Annotated in this window: 22 protein-coding genes; 13 read left to right on the top strand and 9 right to left on the bottom strand. The window is 73.4% G+C overall.

From position 1 onward, the window contains the following. Positions 1 to 57 precede the first annotated feature (57 nt). The 6 genes from glgX (at position 58) to E7Z53_RS11015 (ending at position 9,597) form a co-directional block, all read left to right on the top strand. On the top strand, positions 58 to 2,244 hold the full coding sequence (glgX, locus tag E7Z53_RS11040; protein ID WP_176337767.1) for a glycogen debranching protein GlgX: 2,187 nt from the start codon (positions 58 to 60) through the stop codon (positions 2,242 to 2,244). An 84-nt stretch (positions 2,245 to 2,328) separates the two neighbouring features. Then, complete coding sequence (gene treY / locus E7Z53_RS11035) at positions 2,329 to 4,686, top strand: malto-oligosyltrehalose synthase (protein ID WP_035924827.1); 2,358 nt, start codon at positions 2,329 to 2,331, stop codon at positions 4,684 to 4,686. 5 nt (positions 4,687 to 4,691) lie between these two features. Continuing rightward, positions 4,692 to 6,566: a malto-oligosyltrehalose trehalohydrolase gene (gene treZ / locus E7Z53_RS11030; RefSeq protein WP_095650577.1), complete on the top strand. Its 1,875-nt coding sequence runs from the start codon at positions 4,692 to 4,694 to the stop codon at positions 6,564 to 6,566. 106 nt (positions 6,567 to 6,672) lie between these two features. Continuing rightward, positions 6,673 to 7,698, top strand: a complete 1,026-nt coding sequence (locus E7Z53_RS11025; RefSeq protein WP_052132817.1) for an aldo/keto reductase — start codon at positions 6,673 to 6,675, stop codon at positions 7,696 to 7,698. 19 nt (positions 7,699 to 7,717) lie between these two features. Further along, complete coding sequence (locus E7Z53_RS11020) at positions 7,718 to 8,395, top strand: LysE family translocator (protein WP_176337766.1); 678 nt, start codon at positions 7,718 to 7,720, stop codon at positions 8,393 to 8,395. 116 nt (positions 8,396 to 8,511) lie between these two features. Next, a complete protein-coding gene (locus E7Z53_RS11015; protein ID WP_176337765.1) occupies positions 8,512 to 9,597 on the top strand; it encodes an inositol-3-phosphate synthase in 1,086 nt (361 codons plus the stop codon). 67 nt (positions 9,598 to 9,664) lie between these two features. Here E7Z53_RS11015 and E7Z53_RS11010 read toward each other — a convergent pair whose 3' ends face one another. Together E7Z53_RS11010 and E7Z53_RS11005 are read right to left on the bottom strand one after the other, a co-directional pair. After that, positions 9,665 to 10,453 (bottom strand): phosphatase, encoded by a 789-nt coding sequence (locus E7Z53_RS11010; RefSeq protein WP_176337764.1) that lies wholly within the window; start codon positions 10,451 to 10,453, stop codon positions 9,665 to 9,667. Beyond that, a complete protein-coding gene (locus tag E7Z53_RS11005) occupies positions 10,450 to 11,742 on the bottom strand; it encodes a glycosyltransferase (RefSeq protein ID WP_368826638.1) in 1,293 nt (430 codons plus the stop codon). The genes E7Z53_RS11010 and E7Z53_RS11005 overlap by 4 nt, the downstream gene beginning before the upstream one ends. Before the next feature lie 70 nt (positions 11,743 to 11,812). Between E7Z53_RS11005 and alr the strand changes: the two genes are divergently transcribed. Genes alr through tsaD form a run of 5 tightly spaced genes read left to right on the top strand, consistent with a single transcriptional unit; the run spans position 11,813 to position 15,914 of the window. Beyond that, the gene (gene alr / locus E7Z53_RS11000; protein WP_369597978.1) at positions 11,813 to 13,054 is read left to right on the top strand and encodes an alanine racemase; all 1,242 of its coding nucleotides are present in this window, start codon (positions 11,813 to 11,815) and stop codon (positions 13,052 to 13,054) included. Next, positions 13,051 to 13,590, top strand: coding sequence for a tRNA (adenosine(37)-N6)-threonylcarbamoyltransferase complex ATPase subunit type 1 TsaE (gene tsaE, locus E7Z53_RS10995; RefSeq protein WP_017833346.1), 540 nt, complete (start codon positions 13,051 to 13,053; stop codon positions 13,588 to 13,590). The genes alr and tsaE overlap by 4 nt, the downstream gene beginning before the upstream one ends. 40 nt (positions 13,591 to 13,630) lie before the next feature. Next, positions 13,631 to 14,308, top strand: a complete 678-nt coding sequence (gene tsaB, locus E7Z53_RS10990) for a tRNA (adenosine(37)-N6)-threonylcarbamoyltransferase complex dimerization subunit type 1 TsaB (RefSeq protein ID WP_176337762.1) — start codon at positions 13,631 to 13,633, stop codon at positions 14,306 to 14,308. 32 nt (positions 14,309 to 14,340) lie between these two features. Continuing rightward, positions 14,341 to 14,820 (top strand): ribosomal protein S18-alanine N-acetyltransferase, encoded by a 480-nt coding sequence (gene rimI / locus E7Z53_RS10985; RefSeq protein ID WP_109268253.1) that lies wholly within the window; start codon positions 14,341 to 14,343, stop codon positions 14,818 to 14,820. Next, positions 14,817 to 15,914, top strand: coding sequence for a tRNA (adenosine(37)-N6)-threonylcarbamoyltransferase complex transferase subunit TsaD (tsaD, locus tag E7Z53_RS10980; RefSeq protein ID WP_109268105.1), 1,098 nt, complete (start codon positions 14,817 to 14,819; stop codon positions 15,912 to 15,914). Before rimI ends, tsaD begins: the two co-directional genes overlap by 4 nt. Positions 15,915 to 15,929: 15 nt before the next feature. Here tsaD and E7Z53_RS10975 read toward each other — a convergent pair whose 3' ends face one another. The 7 genes from E7Z53_RS10975 to E7Z53_RS10945 all read right to left on the bottom strand — a co-directional run bounded on the left by E7Z53_RS10975 (position 15,930) and on the right by E7Z53_RS10945 (position 23,369). Continuing rightward, a complete protein-coding gene (locus tag E7Z53_RS10975) occupies positions 15,930 to 16,925 on the bottom strand; it encodes a 2-hydroxyacid dehydrogenase (protein WP_095650568.1) in 996 nt (331 codons plus the stop codon). Positions 16,926 to 16,984: 59 nt separating this feature from the next. Then, entirely contained in the window at positions 16,985 to 18,130 is a 1,146-nt protein-coding gene (locus E7Z53_RS10970) for a glutamate--cysteine ligase (RefSeq protein ID WP_035924797.1), read from the bottom strand. 49 nt (positions 18,131 to 18,179) lie between these two features. Then, entirely contained in the window at positions 18,180 to 19,451 is a 1,272-nt protein-coding gene (locus E7Z53_RS10965; RefSeq protein ID WP_176337761.1) for a class I SAM-dependent methyltransferase, read from the bottom strand. Between the two features lie 42 nt (positions 19,452 to 19,493). Continuing rightward, positions 19,494 to 20,249, bottom strand: a complete 756-nt coding sequence (locus E7Z53_RS10960) for an iron ABC transporter ATP-binding protein (RefSeq protein ID WP_017834521.1) — start codon at positions 20,247 to 20,249, stop codon at positions 19,494 to 19,496. Continuing rightward, on the bottom strand, positions 20,246 to 21,313 hold the full coding sequence (locus E7Z53_RS10955; protein WP_017834522.1) for an iron chelate uptake ABC transporter family permease subunit: 1,068 nt from the start codon (positions 21,311 to 21,313) through the stop codon (positions 20,246 to 20,248). The genes E7Z53_RS10960 and E7Z53_RS10955 overlap by 4 nt, the downstream gene beginning before the upstream one ends. After that, positions 21,306 to 22,292: an ABC transporter permease gene (locus tag E7Z53_RS10950; protein WP_035924791.1), complete on the bottom strand. Its 987-nt coding sequence runs from the start codon at positions 22,290 to 22,292 to the stop codon at positions 21,306 to 21,308. The genes E7Z53_RS10955 and E7Z53_RS10950 overlap by 8 nt, the downstream gene beginning before the upstream one ends. An 81-nt stretch (positions 22,293 to 22,373) precedes the next feature. Continuing rightward, entirely contained in the window at positions 22,374 to 23,369 is a 996-nt protein-coding gene (locus E7Z53_RS10945; RefSeq protein ID WP_095650567.1) for a siderophore ABC transporter substrate-binding protein, read from the bottom strand. 431 nt (positions 23,370 to 23,800) lie between these two features. Between E7Z53_RS10945 and groES the strand changes: the two genes are divergently transcribed. Both groES and groL read left to right on the top strand, forming a co-directional pair. Beyond that, positions 23,801 to 24,097, top strand: coding sequence for a co-chaperone GroES (gene groES / locus E7Z53_RS10940; protein WP_017834525.1), 297 nt, complete (start codon positions 23,801 to 23,803; stop codon positions 24,095 to 24,097). A gap of 158 nt (positions 24,098 to 24,255) precedes the next feature. Then, the gene (gene groL / locus E7Z53_RS10935; RefSeq protein ID WP_035924783.1) at positions 24,256 to 25,863 is read left to right on the top strand and encodes a chaperonin GroEL; all 1,608 of its coding nucleotides are present in this window, start codon (positions 24,256 to 24,258) and stop codon (positions 25,861 to 25,863) included. Positions 25,864 to 25,914: the final 51 nt, after the last annotated feature.

Below are 25,914 nucleotides of genomic sequence, written 5' to 3'. Positions count from 1 at the left end.
CCAACACCCAGCCCGCTGACGGTGACCCCTGCCCGGCGGTACGACAGGAGATCCCCCATGGAAGTCTGGCCAGGTCAGCCCTATCCCCTCGGAGCCACCTTCGACGGGACCGGCACGAACTTCGCCCTCTTCAGCGAGGGCGCCGAGAAGGTCGAGCTGTGCTTGTTCGACGAGCTCGGCACCGAGACCCGCATCGACGTCGCGGCCCAGGACAGCTACGTCTGGCACTGCTACCTCCCGACCGTCCAGCCCGGGCAGCGCTACGGCTACCGCGTGCACGGACCGTGGAACCCCGCCGAGGGCCAGCGCTTCAACTCCGCCAAGCTGCTGCTCGACCCCTACGCCAAGGCCGTCTCCGGCCAGATCGACTGGGACCAGGCGCTGTTCTCCTACGACTTCGGCGACGAGGACTCGTTCAACGACGAGGACTCCGCCCCCCACATGATGATGGGCGTGGTGATCAACCCGTTCTTCAACTGGGAGGGCGACCGCACCCCCCGCACCCCGTACCACAAGTCGGTGATCTACGAGGCCCACGTCAAGGGCCTCACCCAGCAGCACCCCGAGGTGCCGGAGGAGCAGCGCGGCACGTACGCCGGCGTGGCCCACCCCGCGGTGATCACGCACCTGCAGAAGCTGGGGGTCACGGCCATCGAGCTCATGCCCGTGCACCAGTTCGTGCAGGACAGCACCCTGCTCGACCAGGGGCTGCGCAACTACTGGGGCTACAACACCATCGGCTTCTTCGCCCCGCACAACGAGTACCACTCCACCAACGACCTCGGCGGCCAGGTCCAGGAGTTCAAGGCCATGGTGCGCGCCCTGCACCAGGCCGACATCGAGGTCATCCTCGACGTGGTGTACAACCACACGGCCGAGGGCAACCACATGGGCCCCACGCTGTCCATGAAGGGCATCGACAACCAGGCCTACTACCGGACGGTGGAGGGCGACCAGAAGTTCTACATGGACTACACGGGCACCGGCAACACCCTCAACGTCCGCCACCCCCACTCGCTGCAGCTCATCATGGACTCCCTGCGCTACTGGGTGACCGAGATGCACGTGGACGGCTTCCGCTTCGACCTCGCCTCCGCCCTGGCCCGCGAGTTCTACGACGTGGACAAGCTGGCCACGTTCTTCGAGCTCGTCCAGCAGGACCCGGTGGTCTCCCAGGTCAAGCTCATCGCGGAGCCGTGGGACGTCGGCCCCGGCGGCTACCAGGTGGGCAACTTCCCGCCCCAGTGGACGGAGTGGAACGGCAAGTACCGGGACACCGTGCGCGACTTCTGGCGCGGGGAGCCCGCGACCCTCGGCGAGTTCGCCTCCCGGATCACCGGCTCGGCGGACCTCTACGAGCACAGCGGCCGCCGGCCGTTCGCCTCGATCAACTTCGTCACCGCCCACGACGGCTTCACGCTGCGGGACCTGGTCTCCTACAACGAGAAGCACAACGAGGCCAACGGCGAGGGCAACAACGACGGCGAGTCCCACAACCGCTCCTGGAACTGCGGCGTGGAGGGACCCACCGACGACCCCGAGGTCCTCGCCCTGCGCTCCCGCCAGCAGCGCAACTTCCTGGCGACGCTGCTGCTGTCCCAGGGCACGCCCATGGTGCTGCACGGCGACGAGCTGGGCCGCACGCAGGACGGCAACAACAACACGTACTGCCAGGACAACGAGCTGTCGTGGATCAACTGGGACACCATGGACGGCCCGCTCACCGAGTTCGTCGCCGCCGTGACCCACCTGCGCCACGACCACCCCACGTTCCGCCGCTCCGAGTTCTTCGACGGCCGGCCCGTCGAGATGGACGCGGACGACACCGGCCGCCCGATGCCCGACATCGCGTGGCTGAACACGGACGGGGCGCCCCTGAAGCCCGCCGACTGGGACGAGCCGCTGTCCCGGTCCTTCGGGATGTGGCTCAACGGCAACGGCATCGCCGGCGTGGACATGCGCGGGCGGCCCATCACGGACGTGAACTTCATCGTGTACTTCAACTCCAACCCGGAGGCCGTGAAGTGCAAGCTCCCGCCGGTGCGCTACGGCCGGCAGTGGGAGGAGGTCATCGACACCGCGGGCAAGTACGCCGACGGCCAGATCCGCAAGGCCCGCACCTCGATCGTCCTCGAGGGCAAGTCGATGGTCGTGCTGCGCGCCTACGAGGCCCCCGAGGAGGAGCCCGACGCGTCGGTCGCCGCCTCCGTGGCCGCGTACGCGAAGACGCCGCAGGACCAGTGAGCTGATGGCCCCGGCAGGCTGTCGACCCGGACACGGGTCGACAGCCTGCTGGCGTTTCCGGGGCCGGGCCGACAGACTGGAGCGGTGCGCACACCTATCTCGACCTACCGACTCCAGATCACCTCCGACCTGACGCTCGACCGCGCCGCGGGGCTCGTGGACTACCTCCACGACCTCGGCGCGGACTGGGTCTACCTGTCGCCGATCCTCCGGGCCGTCGACGGCTCCGACCACGGCTACGACGTCGCGTCCCCCGCCGAGGTGGACCCCGTCCGGGGCGGCGCCGCCGGGCTCAAGGCGCTCGCCGACGCCGCCCACGCCCGCGGCATGGGCGTGCTGGTGGACATCGTCCCCAACCACCAGGGCGTCGCCGCCCCGGAGCAGAACCCCTGGTGGTGGTCGCTGCTCGCGCAGGGCCAGGCCTCGCCGTACGCGAAGGCCTTCGACGTCGAGTGGGCGTCCGGCGGCGGCCGGGTGCTGATCCCCGTGCTGGGCGACGGTGACGACGAGCTCGCGCAGCTGCGGGTCGAGGACGGCACGCTGCGCTACTACGACAACGTCTACCCGCTGGCCGAGGGCACCTGGGCGGAGGGCGATGACCCGCAAGACGTCCACGACCGGCAGCACTACGAGCTGGTGAACTGGCGCCGCGGCGACGCCGAGCTCAACTACCGCCGGTTCTTCACCGTCGCCACGCTCGCGGGCGTGCGCGTCGAGGACCCGGAGGTCTTCGAGGAGTCCCACGCGGAGATCAAGCGGTGGATCGACGAGGGCCTCGTCGACGGCCTGCGCATCGACCACCCCGACGGGCTGCGCGACCCGCGGCAGTACCTCGAGCAGCTGAAGGAGCTCACGGGCGGCGCCTACGTCGTCGTCGAGAAGATCCTCGAGCCCGGCGAGCGGCTGCCCCGCGACTGGGCCACCGCGGGCACCACCGGCTACGACGCCCTCGGCGTGATCGACCGGCTGCTCACCGACCCGGCCGGGGAGTACGCGCTCACCAGCCTGGACGCCCGGCTGCGGGGCGGGGAGCCCGTGCACTGGGACGAGATGATCCACGGCACCAAGCGCGCCATGGCCGACGGCGCGCTGCTGGCCGAGGTCCGGCGCCTCGCCCGCCTCGTGCCCGAGGACGCCGGCCTGGACCGGGCCGTCGCCGAGGACGCCCTGGCGGAGATCCTCGCGAACTTCCCCGTCTACCGCAGCTACCTGCCCGAGGGCGCCGAGCACCTGCGGGCTGCCCTCGACGCCGCCCGGGAGCAGCGCCCGGACCTCGCCGGCGCGATCGGGACCCTGGGCGGGCTGCTCGGGGTCGACGCCACGGACGAGGCCGGGCTCGGGGAGCTCGCCCGCCGCTTCCAGCAGACCTCCGGGATGGTGATGGCCAAGGGCGTCGAGGACACCGCGTTCTACCGCTTCCCCCGCCTGACCTCGCTGACCGAGGTGGGCGGCGACCCGTCGCACTTCGCCGTGACCCCCGAGGAGGCGCACGCCGAGCTCGCCCGCCGGGCCGCCGAGGAGCCCCTCGCGATGACGACGCTGTCCACGCACGACACCAAGCGCTCCGAGGCGGTGCGGGCACGGATCACCGTGCTCGCCGAGGCGGGGGAGCAGTGGGCCGGCGTGGTCGGCACCGTCAAGAAGCTCGCCGAGCAGGCCGGGGCCCTCGTGGGCGACGGCCCGCTCGTGAATCTCGTGCTCCAGGCCGTGGTGGGCGCCTGGCCCATCTCGCAGGAGCGCGTGCTGGACTACGCCCTCAAGGCCGCTCGCGAGGCCGGCAACTCCACCGCCTGGGTCGACGGGGACGCCGGGTTCGAGCAGCGGCTCACCCGGTTCGTCGAGCTCGTCCACCACGACCCGCAGATGCGGGCCGTCATCGAGGGCTTCGCCGAGCACGTCACCGCGGCCGGCTGGGCGAACGGGCTCGCCGCCAAGCTCGTCCAGCTCACGATGCCCGGCGTCCCGGACGTCTACCAGGGCTCCGAGCTGTGGGCGGAGTCCCTCGTGGACCCCGACAACCGCCGTCCCGTCGACTTCGGGGCCCGGGCCGCCGGGCTCGCCCGACTGGACACCCCCGTGGGCGGCACCGCCGACGGGATCCCCGCCGTGGGACCGGACGGCGCGGCCAAGCTGCTCGTCACCAGCCGCGCCCTGCGGCTGCGCCGGGACCATCCCGAGCTGTTCACCGGCTACACCCCGCTGACCGCGTCCGGCCCGCTGGCCGGGCACGTGTTCGCGTTCGACCGCGGCGGCGCCGTGACCGTGGCCACCCGCCTGCCCCTCGGCCTCGCCGCCGCGGGCGGCTTCGACGGCGAGACCCTCGAGCTGCCCGCGGGCGGGTTCGAGGACCTGCTGACCCGCCGCACGCACTCGGGCACCGTGGCGCTGTCCCGGCTGCTCGCCGACTACCCCGTGGCGCTGCTGCGCCGGAAGGACTCCTGACCTCCATGAACACCCGCGAGCACCTGAACCGCTTCGACGTCTGGGCCCCGCACGCCAGGACGGTGACCGTGCGGATCGAGGGCGACGACCACGACATGATCCCCGCCGCGGACCTGCCCGAGGACTCCCCGGCGGGCACGGCGGCACGCCGCGACGGCTGGTGGACCCTGCCCGACGGCGCGGACGTCCCCGAGGGCACCGTGCGCTACGGCTACCTCCTGGGCAAGACCTTCGACGAGGGCACGGCGCAGGAGCGCTCGCAGGTCTCCGAGGTCCTGCCGGACCCGCGCTCCCGCCGCCAGCCGCAGGGCGTGCACGACCTCTCCTGCACGTTCGAGCCCTCCGCGCACCGGTGGGGGGACGCCGCGTGGACCGGGCGGACCCTGGCCGGGTCCGTCGTCTACGAGCTGCACCCCGGCACGTTCACCCCGGAGGGCACCCTCGACTCGGCGGTCGAGCGGCTCGACCACCTCGTGGAGCTCGGCGTGGACTTCGTGGAGCTGCTGCCCGTCAACGGCTTCAACGGCGAGCACAACTGGGGCTACGACGGTGTCCTCTGGTACACCGTGGACGAGTCCTACGGCGGGCCCGCGGCCTACCAGCGCTTCGTGGACGCGTGCCACCAGCGCGGGATCGGCGTGATCCAGGACGTCGTCTACAACCACCTGGGCCCGTCCGGGAACTACCTGCCCCTGTTCGCCGACTACTTCAAGCCCGGCTCCAGCACCTGGGGCGACCTCATCAACCTCGACGGCTGGGGCTCGGACGGCGTGCGGGACTACATCCTCGACAACGTCGAGATGTGGCTGCGCGACTACCACGTGGACGGGTTCCGCCTCGACGCGGTGCACGCCCTGCAGGACCACCGGGCCGTGCACATCCTCGAGGAGATCGCCGAGCTCGTGGAGCGCGTGGGCGTGGAGACCGGCAAGCCCCTGTTCACCGTCGCGGAGTCCGACCTCAACGACCACCGGATGATCACGCCGACCACGGCCCACGGCCTCGGCATGACCGGGCAGTGGCTCGACGACTTCCACCACGCCGCGCACGTCGCCCTCACCGGGGAGACGCAGGGCTACTACGCAGACTTCGCCGCCCTCGGCACCCTCGACAAGGTGATGCGGGACGCGTTCTACCACGACGGCACCATGTCGGTGTTCCGCGGCCGCCACCACGGGCGGCCGGTCGACAAGCAGCGGGTGCGCCCGTGGCAGTTCGTCACGTGCATCCAGAACCACGACCAGATCGGCAACCGCGCCGCGGGGGACCGGATCAGCGCGAGCCTCACGCCGGACCAGCTCGTGCTGGGCGCCGCACTGCTCCTCACCCAGCCGTTCACCCCCATGCTGTTCATGGGGGAGGAGTGGGGCGCGTCCACGCCGTGGCAGTTCTTCACCGCCCACCCCGAGCCCGAGCTCGGGGAGGCCGTGGCCAAGGGCCGCAAGGCGGAGTTCGCGTCCATGGGCTGGGACGAGGACACGGTCCCGGACCCCCAGGACCCGAGCACGTTCACGAACTCGAAGCTCGACTGGGACGAGCTCGGCCGGGACGACCACGCCCGAGTGCTGAGCGCCTACCGCGAGCTCATCGCGCTGCGGCGCGCCGTGCCCGAGCTCACCGACCCGCGCTTCGACACGATCGGCACCGACCTCGACGAGGACGCCCGCTGGTTCGTGCTGCGCCGTGCCACGGCCCCGGGCTCCGACCACGGGGTCGCGGTGCTGCTGAACTTCGGCGCCGGGCCCGCGCAGGTGCCCTTCCCCGGCCGCCCGGACGCCGAGGTGCTCTACCGCTCCGGCGACGTGTCGCTGACCGCGGGCTCCGGCGGCGGCGGCGTCGCCGCGCTGCCCGCCCACGGCGCCGCCGTGGTGCGCTACTGAGCCCCTCCGCCGTCCCCCGAACGACCTCACCGACCCTCGAAAGGCCCCCGTGCGCACCTACGGACCCGACGTCCCCTACCTCCCGGCCGACGACCGCTACGAGACCATGCCCTTCCGCCGCGTGGGCGACTCCGGGCTGAAGCTGCCCGTGATCTCGCTCGGGCTGTGGCACAACTTCGGCGACGACAAGCCGCTCGCCACCCAGCGCGCCACGCTGCGCCGGGCCTTCGACCTCGGCGTGACCCACTTCGACCTCGCCAACAACTACGGCCCGCCGGCCGGCGCCGCGGAGCTGAACTTCGGGCGGATCCTGGCGCAGGACCTCGCGCCGTACCGGGACGAGCTCGTGATCTCCTCCAAGGCCGGCTGGACCATGGGCCCGGGCCCGTACCACTTCGGCGGCTCCCGGAAGTACCTCGTGTCCTCCCTGGACCAGTCCCTGCAGCGGATGGGCCTGGACCACGTGGACATCTTCTACCACCACCGCCCGGACCCGGACACCCCGCTCGAGGAGACGATGCGGGCCCTCGACCACATCGTGCGCTCCGGGCGGGCCCTGTACGTGGGGATCTCCTCCTACAACGCCGAGCTGACCCTGCGCGCCCAGCAGATCATGCGGGAGCTGGGCACGCCGCTGCTGATCCACCAGCCGTCCTACTCGATGCTCAACCGGTGGATCGAGTCCCCCGGACCGTCGGGGACCTCCCTGCTGGGCGCCCTGACGGAGGCGGGGATGGGCTCGATCGTGTTCTCCCCCCTGGCCCAGGGCATGCTCACGGACCGGTACCTGGACGGCGTCCCGGAGGGCTCCCGGGCCGCCGCGGAGAAGTCCCTGAACCCGGAGTGGCTGACCGGCACGACCCTGGAGAAGGTCCGCGGTCTGCACGAGATCGCCGCCGCCCGCGGGCAGAGCCTGGCCCAGATGGCGATCGCGTGGGTGCTGCGCGAGCAGGCGGACGGCCAGGTCACCACCGCGCTCGTCGGCGCGTCCTCGCCGCAGCAGCTCGAGGACAGCGTGGGCGCCGTGCACCACCTCTCCTTCACCCCGGAGGAGCTGGAGTCGATCGACCGGCTGGCCACGGACTCCGACATCAACATCTGGGCGGGCGCCCGCGACTCCAAGACCGCGTGAGCGGCGGGGCCCGGTAGCCGTGGAGGCCTCGCAGTACCTCGCCCTGCTCGGGCTGTGGATCGCAGGGATCGTCGCCCCCGGTCCGGACGTCCTGGTGATCCTGCGCAACGCGTCGCTGGGCTCCCGGGCGGCCGGCGTGCTCACCGCGGTGGGGGTGATGACCGGCAACCTCGTGTGGATCACGCTCTCCCTCACCGGGGTGACCGTCCTGATCGGCCAGGCGGACACGCTCCAGCGACTGATCCAGGTGGCCGGGGCGCTGTTCCTCGGCTGGCTGGGCGTGAGCGGGATCCGGGCGGGTCTCGTCGCCCGGGCCGTGCCGGACCGGGTGCCGAGCGCGGCGGGCGGAGGGCTCGGCAGCGTCCCGGGGGAGCCGCAGGCCCCGCCGGGGCGCTCCGTCACCCCCGGCCGGGCCTTCGTGCTCGGACTCGTGACGAACCTCTCGAACGCGAAGGCCATCATCTTCTTCGTGGCGCTGTTCGCCAACGTGGTCCCCGTGGGCGCGCTGTGGTGGGAGGCGGCCCTGGTCTTCGCGCTGCTCGTGGCCGTGGGCCTCGCCTGGTTCACCGCCGTCGCGTGGGTCGGCTCGGTCGAGCGGCTGGCCGCGGGCTTCCGGCGGCACGGGGCGGCCGTGGAGCTCGCCGCCGGCGTGCTGTTCCTCGTGCTGGCCCTCGGCCTGCTGCTCAGTGCGCTGTGAGCCCGCCGGCCGGCCCCGGGGCCGAACCCGCCCGCGGCGGGCACTAGACTGGAGCGCTGGGTCCTGCCCGGCCGGGCGCCGGGGACGGGACCCAGACGACCAGACAAAGGAGTCCCGTGTCCCACCATCCCATTCGCGTGGCCGTCGCCGGTGTCGGCAACTGCGCCTCCTCACTGATCCAGGGCGTGCACTTCTACGCCGACGCCGACCCGGCCGCCACCGTGCCGGGGCTGATGCACGTGGTCTTCGGCGACTACCACGTGTCCGACATCGAGTTCGTGGCCGCCTTCGACGTCGACGCCGCCAAGGTCGGGTACGACCTCTCCGAGGCGATCGGCGCCGGGGAGAACAACACCCTGGTCTTCGCCGACGTCCCGCACACCGGGGTCACCGTCCAGCGCGGGCCCACCCTGGACGGACTCGGATCCTACTACCGGGAGATGGTCCAGGAGTCGGCTGCGCCCCCGGTGGACGTGGCCGCCGCCCTGCGCGAGGCGCAGGTGGACGTGCTGGTGTCCTACCTGCCGGTGGGCTCGGAGGAGGCCGACCGGTTCTACGCCCAGGCCGCGATCGACGCCGGGGTGGCCTTCGTCAACGCGCTGCCCGTGTTCATCGCCTCCACCGACGAGTGGGCACAGAAGTTCACCGACGCCGGAGTGCCGATCGTGGGCGACGACATCAAGTCCCAGATCGGGGCGACGATCACCCACCGGGTGCTGGCGAAGCTGTTCGAGGACCGCGGCTACGTGCTGGACCGGACGTATCAGCTCAACGTGGGCGGGAACATGGACTTCATGAACATGCTCGAGCGCACCCGGCTGGAGTCGAAGAAGATCTCCAAGACCCAGGCGGTGACCTCCAACGTGGAGAAGGAGTTCGGCACCAAGGACGTGCACATCGGGCCCTCGGACCACGTGCCGTGGCTGGAGGACCGGAAGTTCGCCTTCGTGCGCCTGGAGGGCCACGGCTTCGGCAACGCCCCGATCTCCCTGGAGTACAAGCTGGAGGTGTGGGACTCCCCGAACTCGGCCGGGGTGATCATCGACGCGATCCGGGCCGCGAAGATCGGGGCGGACCGCGGGATCGGGGGCCCGCTGACCTCCGCGTCGGCGTACTTCATGAAGTCCCCGCACCTGCAGCTGCCCGACGACGTGGCCAGGGCGGACCTGGAGGCCTTCATCCGCGGCGACCGCGAGCGCTGAGCCCGCCGCCCCCGGAGCACGGGACCCCCGCACCGTTGCCGGTGCGGGGGTCCCGTGCTCCGGGGGCTCAGAGGTAGTCGGCCAGGCCGGCGCGGTGGAGCACGAACGCCGTGACCGGTTCGTAGACGCGCGGCGGGAGGTTGTCGTCGAGCGGCACGGCGACCTCGACCTGGCCCTGCGCCTCCGCCACGAACACGCCCGGGTCGTTGCAGTCGGCGACCGCGATGGTCCGCAGCCCCCGGGACCCGGCCGCCCCGGCGAGGCCGTGGTCGGCGACCACGAGGTCGGGCGGGTTCTGCCCGTCCCGGCGCAGCTTCTCCAGGGTCAGGGACATCGGCCCGGGGAAGTGGGTGTGCCGCAGCCCGCCGTACTGCTCGACCATCACGACGCTCTCGATCTGCCGGACGTCGCCGTCCTCGAACGGGAAGCCGTCCGGGACCTGCACCACGTGCGCCCCGGCGCGGCGGGCCACCCGGGCCAGCTGCGCGTAGACCGGGAACAGGCCGGCCGGGTGGCCGGTGGCGAAGAGCACGCGCCCGCCGGCGGCGACCACCTCGCCGAGGACCCGCGCGTAGCGCTCCAGCCCGGCGACGGCCAGCTCCGCGGAGATCGTGTCCTGGCCCTCGGCGTGGGCCCGGTCGGGGGAGATGCCGACGCGGTCGCGCATCAGCGCGAACACGTCGTCGAAGCTCCAGTCCCGGGTGCGCACCACGCCCATGTGCTGGTGCTGGTCGCCGTCGAGGAAGCCCTGGACGTTGCGCAGGTTCGCCTCCCGGGAGGTCGCCACCGCTCCGGTGATGCGGTGGTCGTCGAGGTGGCGGGCGAGGTCTGCGGGGGAGAGGGGGGAGGTCGTCACCGTTCGAGTGTATTCAGGCGCCGGCCGCTACCGTCGCGTACCCCCGCCCGGGCGCGGACCCGGGCGTAGACCTCCGCGGTGGCCAGGGCGGTGCGGTCCCAGGAGTGGCCCTCGGCGCGCCGGGCGGCGGCCCGGCCCATGCGCATCAGGGCGGCCGGGTCGCCGGCGAGCTCGACCACGGCCCGCGCCCACGAGCCGGGGTCGCGGTCGGGCACGAGCCGGCCGGTGAGCCCGTCGAGCACCGCGGTGCGCAGCCCGTCCACGTCCGTGGCGAGCACCGGCGTGCCGCAGGCCTGCGCCTCCAGGGCCACGAGGCCGAACGTCTCGGAGGAGGAGGGGACGGCCACGACGTCGGCCCGGCGCATCCGGGCGGCGAGCTGCGGGGCCGGCAGGGCGGGACCGAAGCGCACGACGTCCTCCAGCCCCAGCTCCCGCACGCGCTCCCGGAGCGCGGCCGTGAAGCCCCGGGTGCCGACCCCCACGACGTCCAGCTCCACGGGCAGGCCCGGGTCGGTCCGCCGGATCCGCGCGAGCGCGTCGACGAGGACGTGCGGGCCCTTGAGCGCCTGCAGGCGCCCGGCGAACAGGATCCGCAGCGGGCGCCCCGGCGAGCCGGGGGGCGGCTCGTCGGCGCGGCGCGGCTCGCCGGGGGCGGGGTCCGGGGAGAAGGCCGAGAGGTCGACTCCGGGGGTGATCACGGTCAGGCGCCCCGCGTCGGCGTCGTAGAGCTCGATCATCTGCAGCGCCTCGGTCCGGGTGTTCACCACCGTGGCCTCGGCCCGGGCGATCAGCCCGGCCTCGGCCTCGGCGCGGGAGGCCGGCTCGAGGCCCTCCCCGGTCCGGGCGCGCAGGTTCTTCCCGAGCGCCGTGGTGTGCAGGGTCAGGACGAGGGGGACGCCCCAGCCGTCGGCGAGCTCCCGGCCCGCGGCACCGGAGAGCCAGTAGTGGGCGTGCACGACGTCGGGCCGGTCGGCCTCCGCGCGGAGCACCTCCGCGAAGGCCGCGGTGAACCCGGGCAGGTCCTCCTTGCTCGCCCCGGCGGCACCCGGCAGCGAGACGGTGAGCAGCCGCAGCCCCTCGCGGATGCGGGTGCGCCGCACGCCGGCGACGGCCGGGGCGCCGCGGCCCCGGTCGAGGGTGGCCATGTCCACGGTGTGGCCGGCGTCCACGAGGGCCTCGGCGAGGTGGCGCACGTAGACGTTCATCCCGCCCGCATCCCCCGACCCCGGTTGCTCGAGGGGACAGGTGTGCAGGCTGATCAGCAGGACGTGGCGGGGCGCGGCGGACACGGCTCAACTCTAGCCGCCGGGCCCGGGGCCCCGGTCCGGGCCCGGGGGCGGCGGTGCCACAATGGGAGCCGTGAACCGTCCAGACCCCGTCCCGGCCGCCCCGTCCGGATCCTCCCTCCCCCCTCCGCCCCGCTGCGAGCGCAGCGCCGTGGTCGACCTCGCCGCCGTCCGCGCCAACGTGCGCCGGCTCCGTGACCTCGCCGCCCCCGCCCGGCTCATGGCCGTGGTCAAGGCCGACGCCTACGGCCACGGTGCGGTGCCCGTGGCCCGGGCGGCACTCGAGGCCGGCGCCCACGCCCTGGGCGTCGCCCACGTCGGCGAGGCCCTCGCCCTGCGCGCCGCGGGGATCGGGGCGCCCGTGCTCGCGTGGCTGCACACCGTCGACACCGACTTCCGGGCGGCGCTCGCCGCCGACGTCGAGCTGGGCGTCAGCGGCTGGGAGCTCGCCCCGATCGCCGCGGCCGCCCGCGCGCTCGGGACCACCGCCCGGATCCACCTCAAGATCGACACCGGCCTGGGCCGCAACGGCGCGCCGGAGGCCCTCTGGCCCGAGCTCGTGCGGGCCGCCGCGCAGGCCGAGACCGAGGGGCTCGTGCGGGTGGTCGGCGTCTTCACCCACCTCGCCGTCGCCGACGAGCCGTCCCGGCCCGAGACCCGGGAGCAGCTCGAGCGCTTCCGCGCGGCCGTGGCCACGGCGCGGGCCGCCGGGCTCCGGCCCGGGCTGCGGCACGCGGCGAACTCGCCCGGTCTCCTCTCCGCCGCCGGGCTCGAGCGCCCCGGGGACATGCTCCTGGACATGGTCCGGGTGGGGGTGTCCCTCTACGGGCTCTCCCCGTTCGCGGACCGCACCCCGGAGCAGCTCGGTCTCGTGCCCGCCATGACGCTGCGGAGCACGGTCAGCGCGGTCAAGGAGGTGCCGGCGGGCCAGGGCGTCTCCTACGGGCTGAGCTACGTCACCGACCGCCCCACCACCCTGGCGCTCGTCCCGCTCGGCTACGCGGACGGCGTCCCGCGCTCCGGCACCGGCGGACCCGTGCGGATCCAGGGTCGCACCTACCCGGAGGTCGGCCGGGTCGCGATGGACCAGATCGTGGTCGACCTCGGCGCGCCGGGACGCTCCGCCCCCGAGCACGGGCTGCTCGGGGCGGAGGCCGTGCTGTTCGGGGCGGGGGAGAACCCCTCGGCGAGCGCGTGGGCGGACGCCGCCGGCACCATCAACTACGAGATCGTCACCCGCGTCTCGCCCCGCGTGCCCCGGGTGCACCTGCACGCCGCGGAGGGCCCGGCGGGCGCGGCGGAGGAGCAGGCATGAGCGAGTGGACCCGGACCGTGACCGTGGACGGGCCCGGGCGCACCCAGGCCCTGGCCGAGCGGCTGGGCGCCCAGCTGCGCGCCGGGGACCTGCTGGTCCTCACCGGCGAGCTCGGCGCGGGCAAGACCACGTTCACCCAGGGGCTGGGCCGGGGCCTGGGGGTGCGCGCGGGGATCATCTCGCCCACGTTCGTGCTGGTCCGCCGGCACCCCAACGTCCCGGACGGTCCCCGGCCCGGCGGCCCGGACCTGGTGCACGTCGACGCCTACCGGCTGGGCTCCGCGGCGGAGGTCGACGACATCGACCTGGAGGACACGGCCGACACCGCCGTCACCGTGGTCGAGTGGGGGGCCGGGAAGGTCGAGCACCTGGCCGACTCCCGCCTCGAGATCGTGCTGGAGCGCGCCGTGGGTACCGACCCCCTCGTCCCCGGCGCGGCCGGGGACGAGGACCCGGACGAGGACGACGAGCCCCGCCGCATCACCCTCACGGGGATCGGCCCGCGCTGGGCGGACGGGCCCCCGCGGCTCGACTGAGCCGGGAGGCGCCCCCGGGGGCGGGCACTACACTGGTCGGGTGCTCCTCCTGTGCCTGGACTCCTCCGCCGTCGCCTCCGCCGCCCTCGTCACCGGTGCGGGCGAGGTCCTCGGCTCCTACGCGAGCCCGGACACCCGCTCCCACGCCGAGGTCCTGGCCCCCGCGGTCCGCGACCTGCTGGCCGACCGCGGCGTCACCGGCGCCGACCTCGACGGGGTCCTCGTCGGCACCGGCCCCGGGCCCTTCACCGGCCTGCGCGCGGGGATAGCGACGGCGCGGGCGCTGGCCTTCGCGTGGGACGTGCCGCTGCACGGTCTCATGAGCCTCGAGGCCCTCGCCCAGGACGCGGCCGGCCCCGCCCGGGCGGCCGGGCACGAGGAGTTCCTCGTGCTCACCGATGCCCGGCGCCGGGAGGTCTACTGGGCCCGCTTCGCCGCGGCCGAGGACGGCCCGCGGCGCACCGGGGGCCCGGGCGTGGCCGCCGCCGAGCAGCTCCCGGAGCTGCCCGCCTACGGCCGCGGGGCGGGGATCTACGCGGACCGGCTGGCCCGGCCCGTGCCGGAGTTCGCCGCGGCGCAGCCCACGGCGTCGTCCCTGGGCCTCGCCGCCGCGCGCCGCACGGCCCGCGGGGAGGCGCTGTCCCCGGACACGACCCCCCTGTACCTGCGCGAGTCCGACGCGAAGGTCCCCGGCCCCCGGAAGCGGGCGGGCGCGTGAGCCCCGCCCCCGGCTCCTGGACGCTGCGCCGGATGGTCCCCGCGGACGTCGCGGCGGTGCACGCGCTCGAGCGGCGGCTCTTCCCGGTCGACGCCTGGCCGCTCGAGATGTTCTTCGCGGAGCTCGCCCAGCCCGTGTGCTGGTATTGGGTCGCCGAGCAGGACGGCGTGATCGTCGGCTACGCGGGGCTCATGTGCCTCCGCCCCGTGGGCGACGTGCAGACCATCGCGGTGGTCCCCGAGCACGAGGGCCGCGGGATCGGCTCCGCCCTGCTTCGCGCCCTGCACGCGCAGGCCCGGGAGCTCGGGGCCACCGAGGTGCTGCTCGAGGTCCGCGCCGACAACCCGCGCGCCCAGCAGCTCTACCGCCGCTTCGGCTACGAACAGATCCACACCCGCCCCCGCTACTACCGGGACGGCGCCGACGCGCTGATCATGCGCCTCGACCTCACCGGAACCGACACCCCGGCCGCCACCGACACCCCGGCCGCCCCGACGGAGGAGACCCCATGACCGACGGACCCCTCGTGCTGGGCATCGAGTCTTCGTGCGACGAGACCGGCGTGGGCATCGTCCGGGGACGCACCCTGCTCGCCAACGTGGTGTCCTCCTCGATGGACGAGCACGTGCGCTTCGGCGGCGTGATCCCCGAGATCGCCTCCCGCGCCCACCTCGACGCGATCGTCCCCGCCCTGCGCGAGGCCCTGGACCGGGCGGGCGTGGGCCTGGCGGACCTCGACGCGCTCGCGGTGACCTCCGGACCCGGCCTGGCCGGGGCCCTGATGGTGGGCACGGCCGCCGCGAAGGCCCTCGCCGTGGCCACGGGCAAGCCCCTCTACGCGATCAACCACCTCGTGGCGCACGTCAGCGTGGGCCTGCTCGAGGACTCCGGGGTCGAAGGCTTCCAGGGCGACTTCGACGACGGGCTGCCGCCCGGCCTCGGGGCGCTGCTGGTCTCCGGGGGGCACACCGAGATCCTCGCCGTCGAGGACCTCTCCCGGGACGTGCGCCTGCTCGGGGCCACGATCGACGACGCGGCCGGTGAGGCCTACGACAAGGTGGCCCGCGTCCTGGGCCTCGACTACCCCGGCGGCCCGGCCATCGACGCCGCCGCCCGGGACGGGGACCCCACCGCCTTCCGCCTGCCCCGCGGGCTGAGCGCGGGCAAGTACATGGGCTCCGCCGAGCGGCCCGGCCCGCACCGCTACGACTTCTCCTTCTCCGGGCTCAAGACCGCCGTGGCCCGGGTCGTCGAGGGCTACGAGGCGCGGGGCGAGCCGGTGCCGGTCGCCGACGTCGCGGCGTCCTTCCAGGAGTCGGTGGCCGACGTGGTCACCCGCAAGGCCGTGCTCGCGTGCACGGAGCAGGGGCTCGGGACGCTGCTGCTCGGCGGGGGAGTGGCCGCGAACTCCCGGCTGCGCGAGCTCACCGCCGAGCGCTGCGCCGCGCACGGGATCGAGCTGGTGATCCCCCGGCTGCCGCTGTGCACGGACAACGGGGCGATGGTCGCCGCGCTGGCCGCCCGGGTCGTGGCCGAGGGCCGTGCGCCCTCCGGGCTGGACTTCGCCGCCGACTCGTCGCTGCCGGTCACCACCGTCTCCGTCTGAGCCGGCCGGGGCCGCTCACGGCACGGGGGTGACCAGGGTGCCGTCGGCCAGCCAGCTGCGGAGGTTGCGCAGGGTGAGCTCGGCCATCTCCCGCCGGGTCTCCACGGTCGCGCTGCCCACGTGCGGCAGGAGCACCACCGTGTCGAGCTCGCGCAGGGCGGCCGGCACCCGGGGCTCGTCGGCGAAGACGTCCAGGCCGGCCCCGCCGAGCCGGCCCTCCTGCAGCGCCGCCACCAGGGCCCGCTCGTCGACGACCGAGCCGCGGGCGACGTTGACGAGGAACCCGTCCGGGCCGAGGGCGTCCAGCACCTCCGCGCCGACCGTCCCGGCGGAGTCCGGGCCGCCGGGGACGGCGACCACGAGCACGTCGACGGCGGCCGCCAGCTCCGCCGCGGACCCGTGGTAGGCGTACCCGCTGCCGGTGGCCGGGCGCCGGTTGTGGTAGTGGATCTCGCAGCCCAGCGCCTCCAGCCGGACGGCGACCGCCCGGCCGATCCTGCCGAGGCCCAGCACGCCCACCCGCCGTCCGGAGGCGTGCCGGCCCAGCGGGAAGTTCCCCGTGCTCTCCCACTGCCCGCGCCGGACGTAGCGGTCCGCCGCGGAGAAGCGGCGCAGCACGTCCAGGTAGAGGGCCAGCGCGGTGTCCGCCACGGCGTCGGTCAGGACGTCGGGGGTGTTGCTCATCACGATGCCGCGCGCGGCGGCCCCGGCGGCGTCCGTGCCGTCGTAGCCCACGCCGAAGTGGACGACGGCCTCGAGCCGGGGCAGCCGCCGCATCAGGTCCGCGCCCACGCCGGTGCGCCCGGAGCCGACCGCCACCCTGACGTCGCCGGCGTGCCGCTCGAGGAAGCGGTCCTGCTCGGCGGGGTCCTCGGGCAGGCGCAGGGCGGAGAACTCGGCGGCCAGCGCCTCCTCCAGCAGGGGGTGCAGGGCGCCGAGCTGCAGCACCCCGTGGTCCTGCGGGGCGTGGCGGGCGGAGGGGTCCGGGCCGGTGCCGGTCGTGTTCGTCATGCCTGCAACCTAGGGACGAACAGGTCCCCGCGTCCAGCGGGGCGTGCCGGGCGGGCGGGTCAGTCGTTCTCCCGGGTGCGGCGGACGATGTCGAGGGCGACGGCGTGCAGGTCCCCGTCGTGGGCCCGGGCGACCGCGCGCTGGCGCTGGTAGCCGGCGCCCTGCTCCAGGATCCGCTCCACGTCGGCGAGCTCCCGGGAGCAACCCAGCTGCGCGGCCACGGGCTCCAGCCGGTCGAGCAGCGCGGTCAGGTCCGTGCGCAGGTCCCGCTCGACGTTGCGCGGGTCGGTGATGACCTCGGCGTCGAGGCCGTAGCGGGCGGCGCGCCACTTGTTCTCCTGGATGTGCCAGGGCTTCAGGCGGGCGGGGGGCCGGCCCGCCTCCACATCCCGGGAGATGGACTCCGCGAGGCACTGGGTGAGCGCCGTGAGCGCCCCGACCTCCCACAGGGTCGAGAGCCCGTCGCAGAAGCGCACCTCGTCGGTGCCCAGCCGGGGCACGGGGCGCACGTCCCAGCGGGCCTCGCTCATCTCCTCGATGATGCCGGTGGCGATCATGTCCGTGATGCACTGCTCGTAGGCGTCCCAGGACGGGAAGTGGTACGGCAGCCCCGCCGTGGACAGCTGCTGGAAGATCATGGAGCGCTGGGACGCGTAGCCGGTGTCCTCGCCCGCCCAGAAGGGCGAGTTCGCGGACAGCGCCAGCAGGTGCGGGTAGTAGGTCAGCAGCCCGTCGAGCACGGGCAGCGCCTTCGCCCGGGAGTCGAGGCCCACGTGCACGTGCACCCCGTAGATGACCATCTGCCGGCCCCAGTACTGGGTGCGGTCCACGAGCTTGTGGTAGCGCTGCTTGTCGGTGACCTGCTGGTCCTGCCAGCGGGCGAACGGGTGGGTGCCGGCGGCGAAGACCTCGAGGCCCTGCGGGTCGGTGACCTTGCGGATCTCGTCCAGCATGGTGGACAGCTGCTCGGTGGAGTGGGCGACGTCCCGGCACACCCCGGTGACCAGCTCGACGGTGTTGAGCAGGAACTCCCCGGTCAGGTGCGGGTGGTCGCCGTCCGTGCCCCAGGCGGGGTGGGCGTCCAGGACGGCCTCGAACGTCTCCCGGCCCCGGGGGACGAGATCCCCGGTGGTGCCGTCCACGAGGGCGATCTCCCACTCGACGCCCAGCGTCGACTGGTGGGAGCGGGCGAACGAGATCTCCACGCGGCAGGTCCTCCGTGCTCTGGGGCGGGCCGGTCGGCCCGCGGAGCCATCAGTCTACGGTTTCCACGACGATCACGACGCGCTGCTCCGCGGGGCCCGCGCCGCCCCGCCCGGGGCCCTCCGGGCCGGGGCCCGGAGCCGTCCGGGTGACCACGAGCGTGGCCCGTCCGGGGCCCTTCGGCGCGAGCCGGCGGCGCAGCTCCTCCGGGGTGACGTCCGTGCCGCGCTTCTTGATCTCGAGCGTGCCGACCTCGTGCTCCCGGACCCACCGCTTGAGCACCTTGACGGTGTGCGGCAGCACCTCCCGCACGCGGTACGCCCGGGCCAGCGGGGTGCGCACGAGCTCGTCGGAGGTGAGGTAGGCGATCCGGGGGTGGATCAGCCGCGCGCCCAGCTGCCGGGCGAGGTCCGTGACGAGCCCCGCCCGGATCACCGCGCCGTCCGGTTCGTAGAGGTACGCGCCCACGGGGCCGACCACGGCGTCGGCGTGGGCGGGGTCGTGGTCCTCGGGGCTGGTGAGCTCCGCGGACCCGTGCTCGGAGAGCACGAGCGCCGCCCGCCGCACGCCGGGGCGGGCCACCGCGTTGAACCACAGCACGGCCTCGACCACGTCGCCCCGGTCGGAGACCCACTGCGCCTCGCACCCGGCGGGGACCGCCTCGTGCGGGATGCCCGGCCCTAGCTTCACCCCGACGGGCAGTCCGCGCCCGGCCAGCGCCTCGACGAAGGACAGGGGCGGGGAGAACGCCTCGGGGTCGAAGATCCGGCGGGTGCCCGACGACGACGTGGTGCGCCGGGCCGGGTCCAGCCACACCCCGTCCGGCGGTCCGCCGGGCAGGGTAGTGAGGTCCAGCCGCTCGACGTCGGCCTGCAGCACCGTGGCCTCGGGGAAGGGGAGGAGGTTGAGCGTGGCCACCGCGGCCGTGGTCTCGTCGAGCTCCACGGCGGTGACCCGGCGGTCCAGGGAGGCCAGCGCGAGCGCGTCCGCGCCGATGCCGCAGCCGAGGTCGGCCACGTGCACCAGGTCCGCGTCGGCGAAGCGCCGGGCGTGCAGGGCGGCCACCCGCAGCCGGGTGGCCTGCTCGAGGCCGGCCCGGGTGAAGAGCATGCGGTCGGCGAAGTCGCCGAACTTCTCCCGCGCCCTGGCGCGGAGCCGGGCCTGGGTGAGCACCGCGGAGACGAGCCGGGGATCGTGCCCCGCGGCGCGCAGGCGGGTCGCGGCCCCCAGGGCGTCGTCGGCGTCGTAGGGGCCCACGGCCTCCAGCAGGCGACTCCCCTCGGCGGTGAGCAGGGGTGCGATGTCGGTCGCCTCGTTCTGCATCGGTCCACCCTATCCGCCCCCGCCCGTCCGGGCGGGCACCGGTCAGTAGAACGCGGCGAGACGGCCCCGGGGGCCGTCGATGACGGTCACCGGGGTCTCGAAGACCCGGGTGAGGACCGCGCCGTCCATGATCTCGTGCGGCTCGCCGAACTCGGCGACCCGGCCGTCCTTGACGGCGCAGATCCGGTCCGCGTAGTGGCTGGCGAAGTTGATGTCGTGGAGCACGATGACGATGGTGCGCCCCATCTCGTCGCAGGCCCGCCGCAGGTGCTGCATCATCGACACGGCGTGCCGCATGTCGAGGTTGTTGAGGGGCTCGTCCAGCAGCACGTGGTCGGTCTCCTGGGCGAGGACCATGGCGACGTACGCGCGCTGGCGCTGGCCGCCCGACAGCTGGTCGAGATAGCGGTGCTCCAGCGGCGCCAGGCCGAGGAAGTCGATGTACCTGCCGATGATCTCGTCGTCCACGGCGGTGAGCCGGCCGCGGCTGTGGGGGAAGCGGCCGAAGCCCACCAGCTGCCGCACGGTGAGCCGGGTGATGTAGTGGTTCTCCTGGCGCAGGACGGAGACGATCCGGGCGAGGTCCTTGGACCGGGTCCGGGCCACGTCGTAGCCGGCGATGTCGATGCTGCCGTCGTCGAGGCCGAGCAGGCGTCCGATCATCGTCAGCAGCGTGGACTTGCCCGCCCCGTTGGGGCCGACCAGGGCGGTCATGCCGGCCGACGGGATCTCGAGGTCGACGGGTCCGACCGTGACCTCACCGCCGTAGTCCTTGCGCACGTTGGTCAGGGTGATCACAGCCGGCCCTTTCGGAGGATGACGTAGAGGAAGACGGAGCCGCCGACGAGCTCGATGATGATCGAGACGACGCCCTGGGCGTAGAAGACGTGGTTCAGGACGAAGTAGGCGCCCGTCAGGACGAGGAACCCGGTGAGGACCGCCACGGGGAAGAGGTGGCGGTGGTCGTACGTGTCGGCGAACTGGTAGGCGAGCGTCGCCACCAGGAAGCCGAGGAACGTCATGGGGCCCACCAGGGCGGTGGAGACGGCCATCAGGACGGAGACGAGGAAGAGGGTGCCCATGATCTCGGCGCGGTGCCGCAGGCCGAGGTTCAGGCTCACGTCCCGTCCGAGGGCGACCACGTTCAGGCGCGAGGACCTCAGCCACAGGGCGCCGCCGGCCAGCAGGCACAGCGGGACGGCCACCGGCAGGTAGTCGGCCTGGGCGTTCGTCACGGAGCCGAACAGCCGGGCGGAGAGCACGTCGAACTCGCTGGGGGACAGCAGACGCTGCATGAAGGTCGAGACGGAGCCGAGGCCCCCGCCGATGATGATGCCCACGAGCAGCATCACCTGCAGGTTCCCGTACCGGCCGGAGAGCAGCCAGCCGTAGAGCGCGAGGGAGAGCGCGACCATGAGGGCCACCTGCAGCAGGAACTGCGGCACGCCCTGCAGGACGAGGATCCCCGCGGCGCCCAGGAAGTACACCGTGGACGTCTGGATCGCCACGTAGAGGGACTCGAAGCCCATGATCGAGGGGGTGATGATCCGGTTGTTCGTGGCCGTCTGGAAGCTCACGGTCGCGATCGCCTGGCAGAAGGCCACGACCGCCATGATGACCACGCTCGTCACCCGGCGGTCCGCGATCCGCCAGAAGCCGTCCGAGCCGACCGGCATCGGGTTGTCCCAGGCCAGCAGGCCGAAGGCGAAGCCCGCGGAGGCGAGGGCCAGCACGGCGACGACCGTCCAGTACCGCCGCCGGGCCCGCGGGGTGGGGAAGGCCCCGGCGCGGCCCCGTGCGGCGGGGGCCGCCGGCGCCGCGGCCGGTGCGGGTGCGGGAGTGCTGAGCACGGCCTCAGACACGACGACGCTGCCTCAGGAGCAGGCAGACGAACACCACGGCGCCGACGATCCCGAGGATCACGGACACGGGGATCTCGAACGGCATGATGATGATCCTTCCGATGAGGTCGCACAGCGTCACGATGGCGATGCCGAGCAGGCACACCCACGGCAGGTTGCTGCGCAGGTCGTCGCCGCGGACCATCGAGACGATGTTCGGCACGATGAGGCCCAGGAAGGGCAGGTTGCCGACGACGACGGTGACGACGCCGGTGGCCACCGCGATCAGCCCGGTCCCGAGCAGGACGGTGCGGTGGTAGTTCAGCCCGACATTGGTGGCGACGTCCTCGCCGAGCCCGGCGACGGTGAGCCGGTCCGCCACGAGGAACACCGCGATCCCGACCAGGAGCACGATCCACAGCACCTCGTACTGACCGCGCAGCACCGAGGTGAAGCTGCCGGCGAACCAGACGCCGAGGTTCTGCAGCATGTCCGTCTGCAGCGCCAGGAACGTCGAGACGGACCCGACCACCGCGCCCAGCATGATGCCGACGATGGGCACGATGAGGGAGGAGCGCAGGGAGACGCGGCGCAGGAAGAGGAAGAAGACCATGGTCCCGATGAAGGCCGCGGTCACGGCGCCGAGCATCCGGGTGAGGACCGTGGCGGTGGGCACCAGGAGCACGACGAGCAGCAGCCCGAGCCCCGCCCACTCGGTGGTGCCCGTGGTGGTGGGCTCCACGAAGCGGTTCTGCGTGAGCAGCTGCATCACCAGGCCGGACATGGACATGGCGGCGCCGGCCAGCACCAGGGCGATGGTGCGGGGGATCCGCGTGATCGCGAACATCTCGTCGCCGTCCTCGGCACCGAAGACGTCGTAGACCCCCGTGAGGAGGGACGCGGCCAGCAGCGCGAGGACGCCGAGCGCACCGAGCAGCAGCTTCCAGTCGAACAGCGAGCCCTTGCTCGCCGCGGGGGGTCTCGACACGATCGTCGACATGGGGTCAGTCCTTCCTCCGGCCTCGTGCCCGGCGGACGGCGGTGGTGGGGCGGACCCCGCCACCGCCGTCCGGACGATGGGTCAGTCCTGCGCGCCCATGGCGTCGGCCAGGGTGTCGAAGAACTCGGTGTAGGTCTGGATGCCCTCGTTGGTGTAGGTGTCCCGGGGCATGTAGACGACCTGGCCCTCCTGCACCGCGGTGACGTTCTGCAGGGCCGCGGCGTTCTCGATGACCTCCTGCGCCGGGGTGTACTCCGGGTCCTCGGCGGAGATCGCGGCGTCGCGGTCCAGCACGAGGATCCAGTCGGGGTTCGAGTCGGCGATCGCCTCCACGGAGATGTCGTCGCCCTGGTGGTCGTCGCTGGCGCCCTCGACCTCGAGGGCCGGTGCGAAGTCGAAGATCTCGAACAGCGGGCCCAGGGTGCGTCCGTTGCCCGGGGCGATGAAGCCGATCTCGCCGCCGGAGACGGTGACGGCCATGACCGTGTCGCCGGGCCGGTAGCCGTCGACGACGCGCTGCATCGCCGCGTCGAAGTCGCCGTTGATCTGCTCGGCCTCGTCCTCGCGGTCGAAGACCTGGCCCAGGACGGAGGTCTGCCGCTTCAGCTCCTCGTCGAAGGGCTCGTCCTCCCGCGGGTCGAGCTCGACGATGGTGGCCTCCGGCACCAGGTCGGCGAAGTCCTCGCGGTAGTCGGCGAAGCGCTGGCCGTTGACGATGAGGTCGGGGTCCGCGGCGACGACGGCCTCGAGGTCGGGCTCGCGGTGGTTGCCGAGGTCGACGACGGACTCGTCGTCGGCGTAGGCGATGGTGTCCGGCATGAGGGCGCGCGGGGCCGCCGCCAGTTCGACGCCCCACTCGGCGAGCGTCTCGAAGGTGCGGTTGTCGGTGGCGACGACGGACGCCGGCGGGGCCTCGACCGTCTGCGTGCCGTAGTTGTCCTCGACCTCGACCGTGGCGGCGGAGGGGGCGGACGACTCCGCGGAGGCGGCCTCGTCGCCCTGGGCCGTGCCGCAGGCGGTGAGGGCGAGGACACCGGCGACGGCCAGGAGGGCAGCCGGGTGCTGGGTGCGGTTCATGGTCTTCCTTCGTGCAGAGGACGCCGGCGTGCTCCGGGGTGGCGGACGCCGGCGGGATCCGATGGGCGCGACGGACCTGCGCACGGATGCGCCGGGACGTCGAGGAGGGCACCGCTGCTCGGCCGAGGTAAGGGTTGCCTTACCGCTCAACCTAGAGGGTCGGGCGGGCGTGAGGCAAATCATTGGCGAACACGGGCGTGACCTAATTCCCGCCGGACGTTCCCGCGGGGGTCGGCGCGCTGGCACTCGCCTTGACCGACTGCCAGCCCGCTCCTACAGTTGGCCTTGGCACTCTCCGGGTGAGGGTGCTAAGGGCCAGGCGATCGACCGGCACCGCGACGACGGTCGGTGCGCCGATCGGCCCGAAGCTCGACGGCGGGCTCCGCCCGCGGTCGCCCACCGTTTTCCACCCCTACAGACAAGGAGAGATCGTGTCGGTCTCCATCAAGCCTCTCGAGGATCGCATCGTCGTCCAGCCGCTCGCCGCTGAGCAGACCACCGCGTCCGGTCTCGTCATCCCGGACACCGCCAAGGAGAAGCCCCAGGAGGGCAAGGTCCTGGCGGTCGGCCCCGGTCGTGTCGACGACTCCGGCAACCGCATCCCGGTCGACGTCCAGGAGGGCGACGTCGTGATCTTCTCGAAGTACGGCGGCACCGAGGTCAAGTACAACGGCGAGGAGTACCTGGTCCTCCCGGCCCGCGACGTGCTCGCCGTCGTCGTCAAGTAGACCGGGCCGCACCGACCCGGCGCAGACCGCGCAGTCCTGACGAAGGGTGCCCGCCGCACGCCCCGCTGTTCCGGCGGGCCCGCGGCGGGCACCCTTCGCCGATCCAGACCCCGAAACCCGCTGGCGACCCCAGCCACCCCAGAAGGAGCTCTTCGCCCATGGCCAAGCAGCTGGCGTTCGACGACGCCGCCCGCAAATCCCTCGAGAACGGCGTCAACAAGCTCGCCGACACCGTCAAGGTCACCCTCGGCCCGCGCGGGCGCAACGTGGTGCTCGACAAGAAGTGGGGCGCCCCCACGATCACCAACGACGGCGTGACCATCGCCCGCGAGGTCGAGCTCGACGACCCGTACGAGAACCTCGGTGCCCAGCTCGCCAAGGAGGTGGCGACCAAGACCAACGACGTCGCCGGCGACGGCACCACCACCGCCACCGTGCTCGCCCAGGCGCTCGTCAAGGAGGGCCTGCGCAACGTGGCCGCCGGCGCCGACCCGCTGAGCCTCAAGCGCGGCATCGAGAAGGCCGTCGAGGCCGTCTCCGAGCGCCTGCTCGAGAACGCCCGCCCGGTGGAGGGCACCAACGTCGCCCACGTGGCGACCATCTCCGCGCAGGACCCGGCGATCGGCGAGCTCATCGCCCGGGCCTTCGAGACCGTCGGCAAGGACGGCGTCATCACGATCGAGGACGGCTCGAGCACCGAGGTGGAGCTCGACGTCACCGAGGGCATGCAGTTCGACAAGGGCTACCTGTCCCCGTCCTTCGTGACCGACGCCGAGCGCCAGGAAGCGGTCATGGAGAACTCCCTGGTGCTGCTGTACCAGGGCAAGATCTCCTCGGTGCCCGAGCTCATGCCCGTGCTGGAGAAGGTCCTCCAGGCCAAGAAGCCGCTGACCATCATCGCGGAGGACGTCGAGGGCGAGGCCCTGTCCACCCTCGTGGTCAACCGGCTGCGCGGCACCCTCGACGTCGTGGCCCTCAAGGCCCCCGGCTTCGGCGACCGCCGCAAGGCGATCATGCAGGACCTCGCCGTCCTCACCGGCGGCCAGCTCATCACCAGCGAGCTGGGCATCAGCCTCGACCAGGTCACCCTGGAGCAGCTGGGCACCGCCCGGCGCGTCACGGTCACCAAGAACACCACCACCCTGGTCGACGGCGGGGGCACCCCGGCCGAGATCCAGGACCGGGTCGCCACGATCCGCGCCGAGGTGGAGCGCACCGACTCCGAGTGGGACCGCGAGAAGCTCCAGGAGCGGCTCGCCCGCCTGGCCGGCGGGGTCTCCGTGATCAAGGTCGGCGCCGCCACCGAGGTCGAGGCCAAGGAGCGCAAGCACCGCATCGAGGACGCCGTCTCCGCGACCCGCGCGGCCCTCGAGGAGGGCATCGTCGCCGGCGGCGGCACCGCCCTCGTGCAGGCCGCGAAGGTCCTCGACGAGTCCGACCTCGGGCTCACCGGGGACGCCGCGACCGCGCTCGGCATCGTCCGCCGCGCGCTGCGGCAGCCGCTGTACTGGATCGCCCAGAACGCCGGTCAGGACGGGGCCGTGGTCGCCTCCCGCGTCGCCGAGCTCGAGGCCGGGCACGGCTACGACGCCGCCACCGGCGAGTACGTCGAGATGGTCGGCGCCGGCATCATCGACCCCGTCAAGGTCACCCGCTCGGCGTTGCAGAACGCCGCGTCCATCGCGGCGCTCGTGCTGACCACCGAGACGCTCGTGACGGACAAGCCCGCCGAGGACGAGGGGCACGGCCACGGCCACCAGCACTGACGGCCGGCACTGACGGCCGGCGCCGAGCCGGCCCGCCCCGCGGACCCGTCC

Source organism: Kocuria salina (assembly GCF_013368965.1).
Classification (GTDB): Bacteria; Actinomycetota; Actinomycetes; order Actinomycetales; family Micrococcaceae; genus Kocuria; species Kocuria rosea.
Note: the sequence above shows the minus strand (reverse complement) of the source record. Positions and strands in the feature narration are given on the sequence as shown.

Coding starts and splice junctions, on each gene's coding strand:
- tsaE (WP_017833346.1), top strand. CDS start 13,051: ATGAGCGAGTGGACCCGGACCGTGACCGTGGACGGGCCCGGGCGCACC.
- E7Z53_RS10965 (WP_176337761.1), bottom strand. CDS start 19,451: ATGCAGAACGAGGCGACCGACATCGCACCCCTGCTCACCGCCGAGGGG.
- E7Z53_RS10950 (WP_035924791.1), bottom strand. CDS start 22,292: ATGTCGACGATCGTGTCGAGACCCCCCGCGGCGAGCAAGGGCTCGCTG.
- glgX (WP_176337767.1), top strand. CDS start 58: ATGGAAGTCTGGCCAGGTCAGCCCTATCCCCTCGGAGCCACCTTCGAC.
- E7Z53_RS10945 (WP_095650567.1), bottom strand. CDS start 23,369: ATGAACCGCACCCAGCACCCGGCTGCCCTCCTGGCCGTCGCCGGTGTC.
- groL (WP_035924783.1), top strand. CDS start 24,256: ATGGCCAAGCAGCTGGCGTTCGACGACGCCGCCCGCAAATCCCTCGAG.
- rimI (WP_109268253.1), top strand. CDS start 14,341: ATGGTCCCCGCGGACGTCGCGGCGGTGCACGCGCTCGAGCGGCGGCTC.
- E7Z53_RS10975 (WP_095650568.1), bottom strand. CDS start 16,925: ATGACGAACACGACCGGCACCGGCCCGGACCCCTCCGCCCGCCACGCC.
- tsaD (WP_109268105.1), top strand. CDS start 14,817: ATGACCGACGGACCCCTCGTGCTGGGCATCGAGTCTTCGTGCGACGAG.
- E7Z53_RS11025 (WP_052132817.1), top strand. CDS start 6,673: ATGCCCTTCCGCCGCGTGGGCGACTCCGGGCTGAAGCTGCCCGTGATC.
- treZ (WP_095650577.1), top strand. CDS start 4,692: ATGAACACCCGCGAGCACCTGAACCGCTTCGACGTCTGGGCCCCGCAC.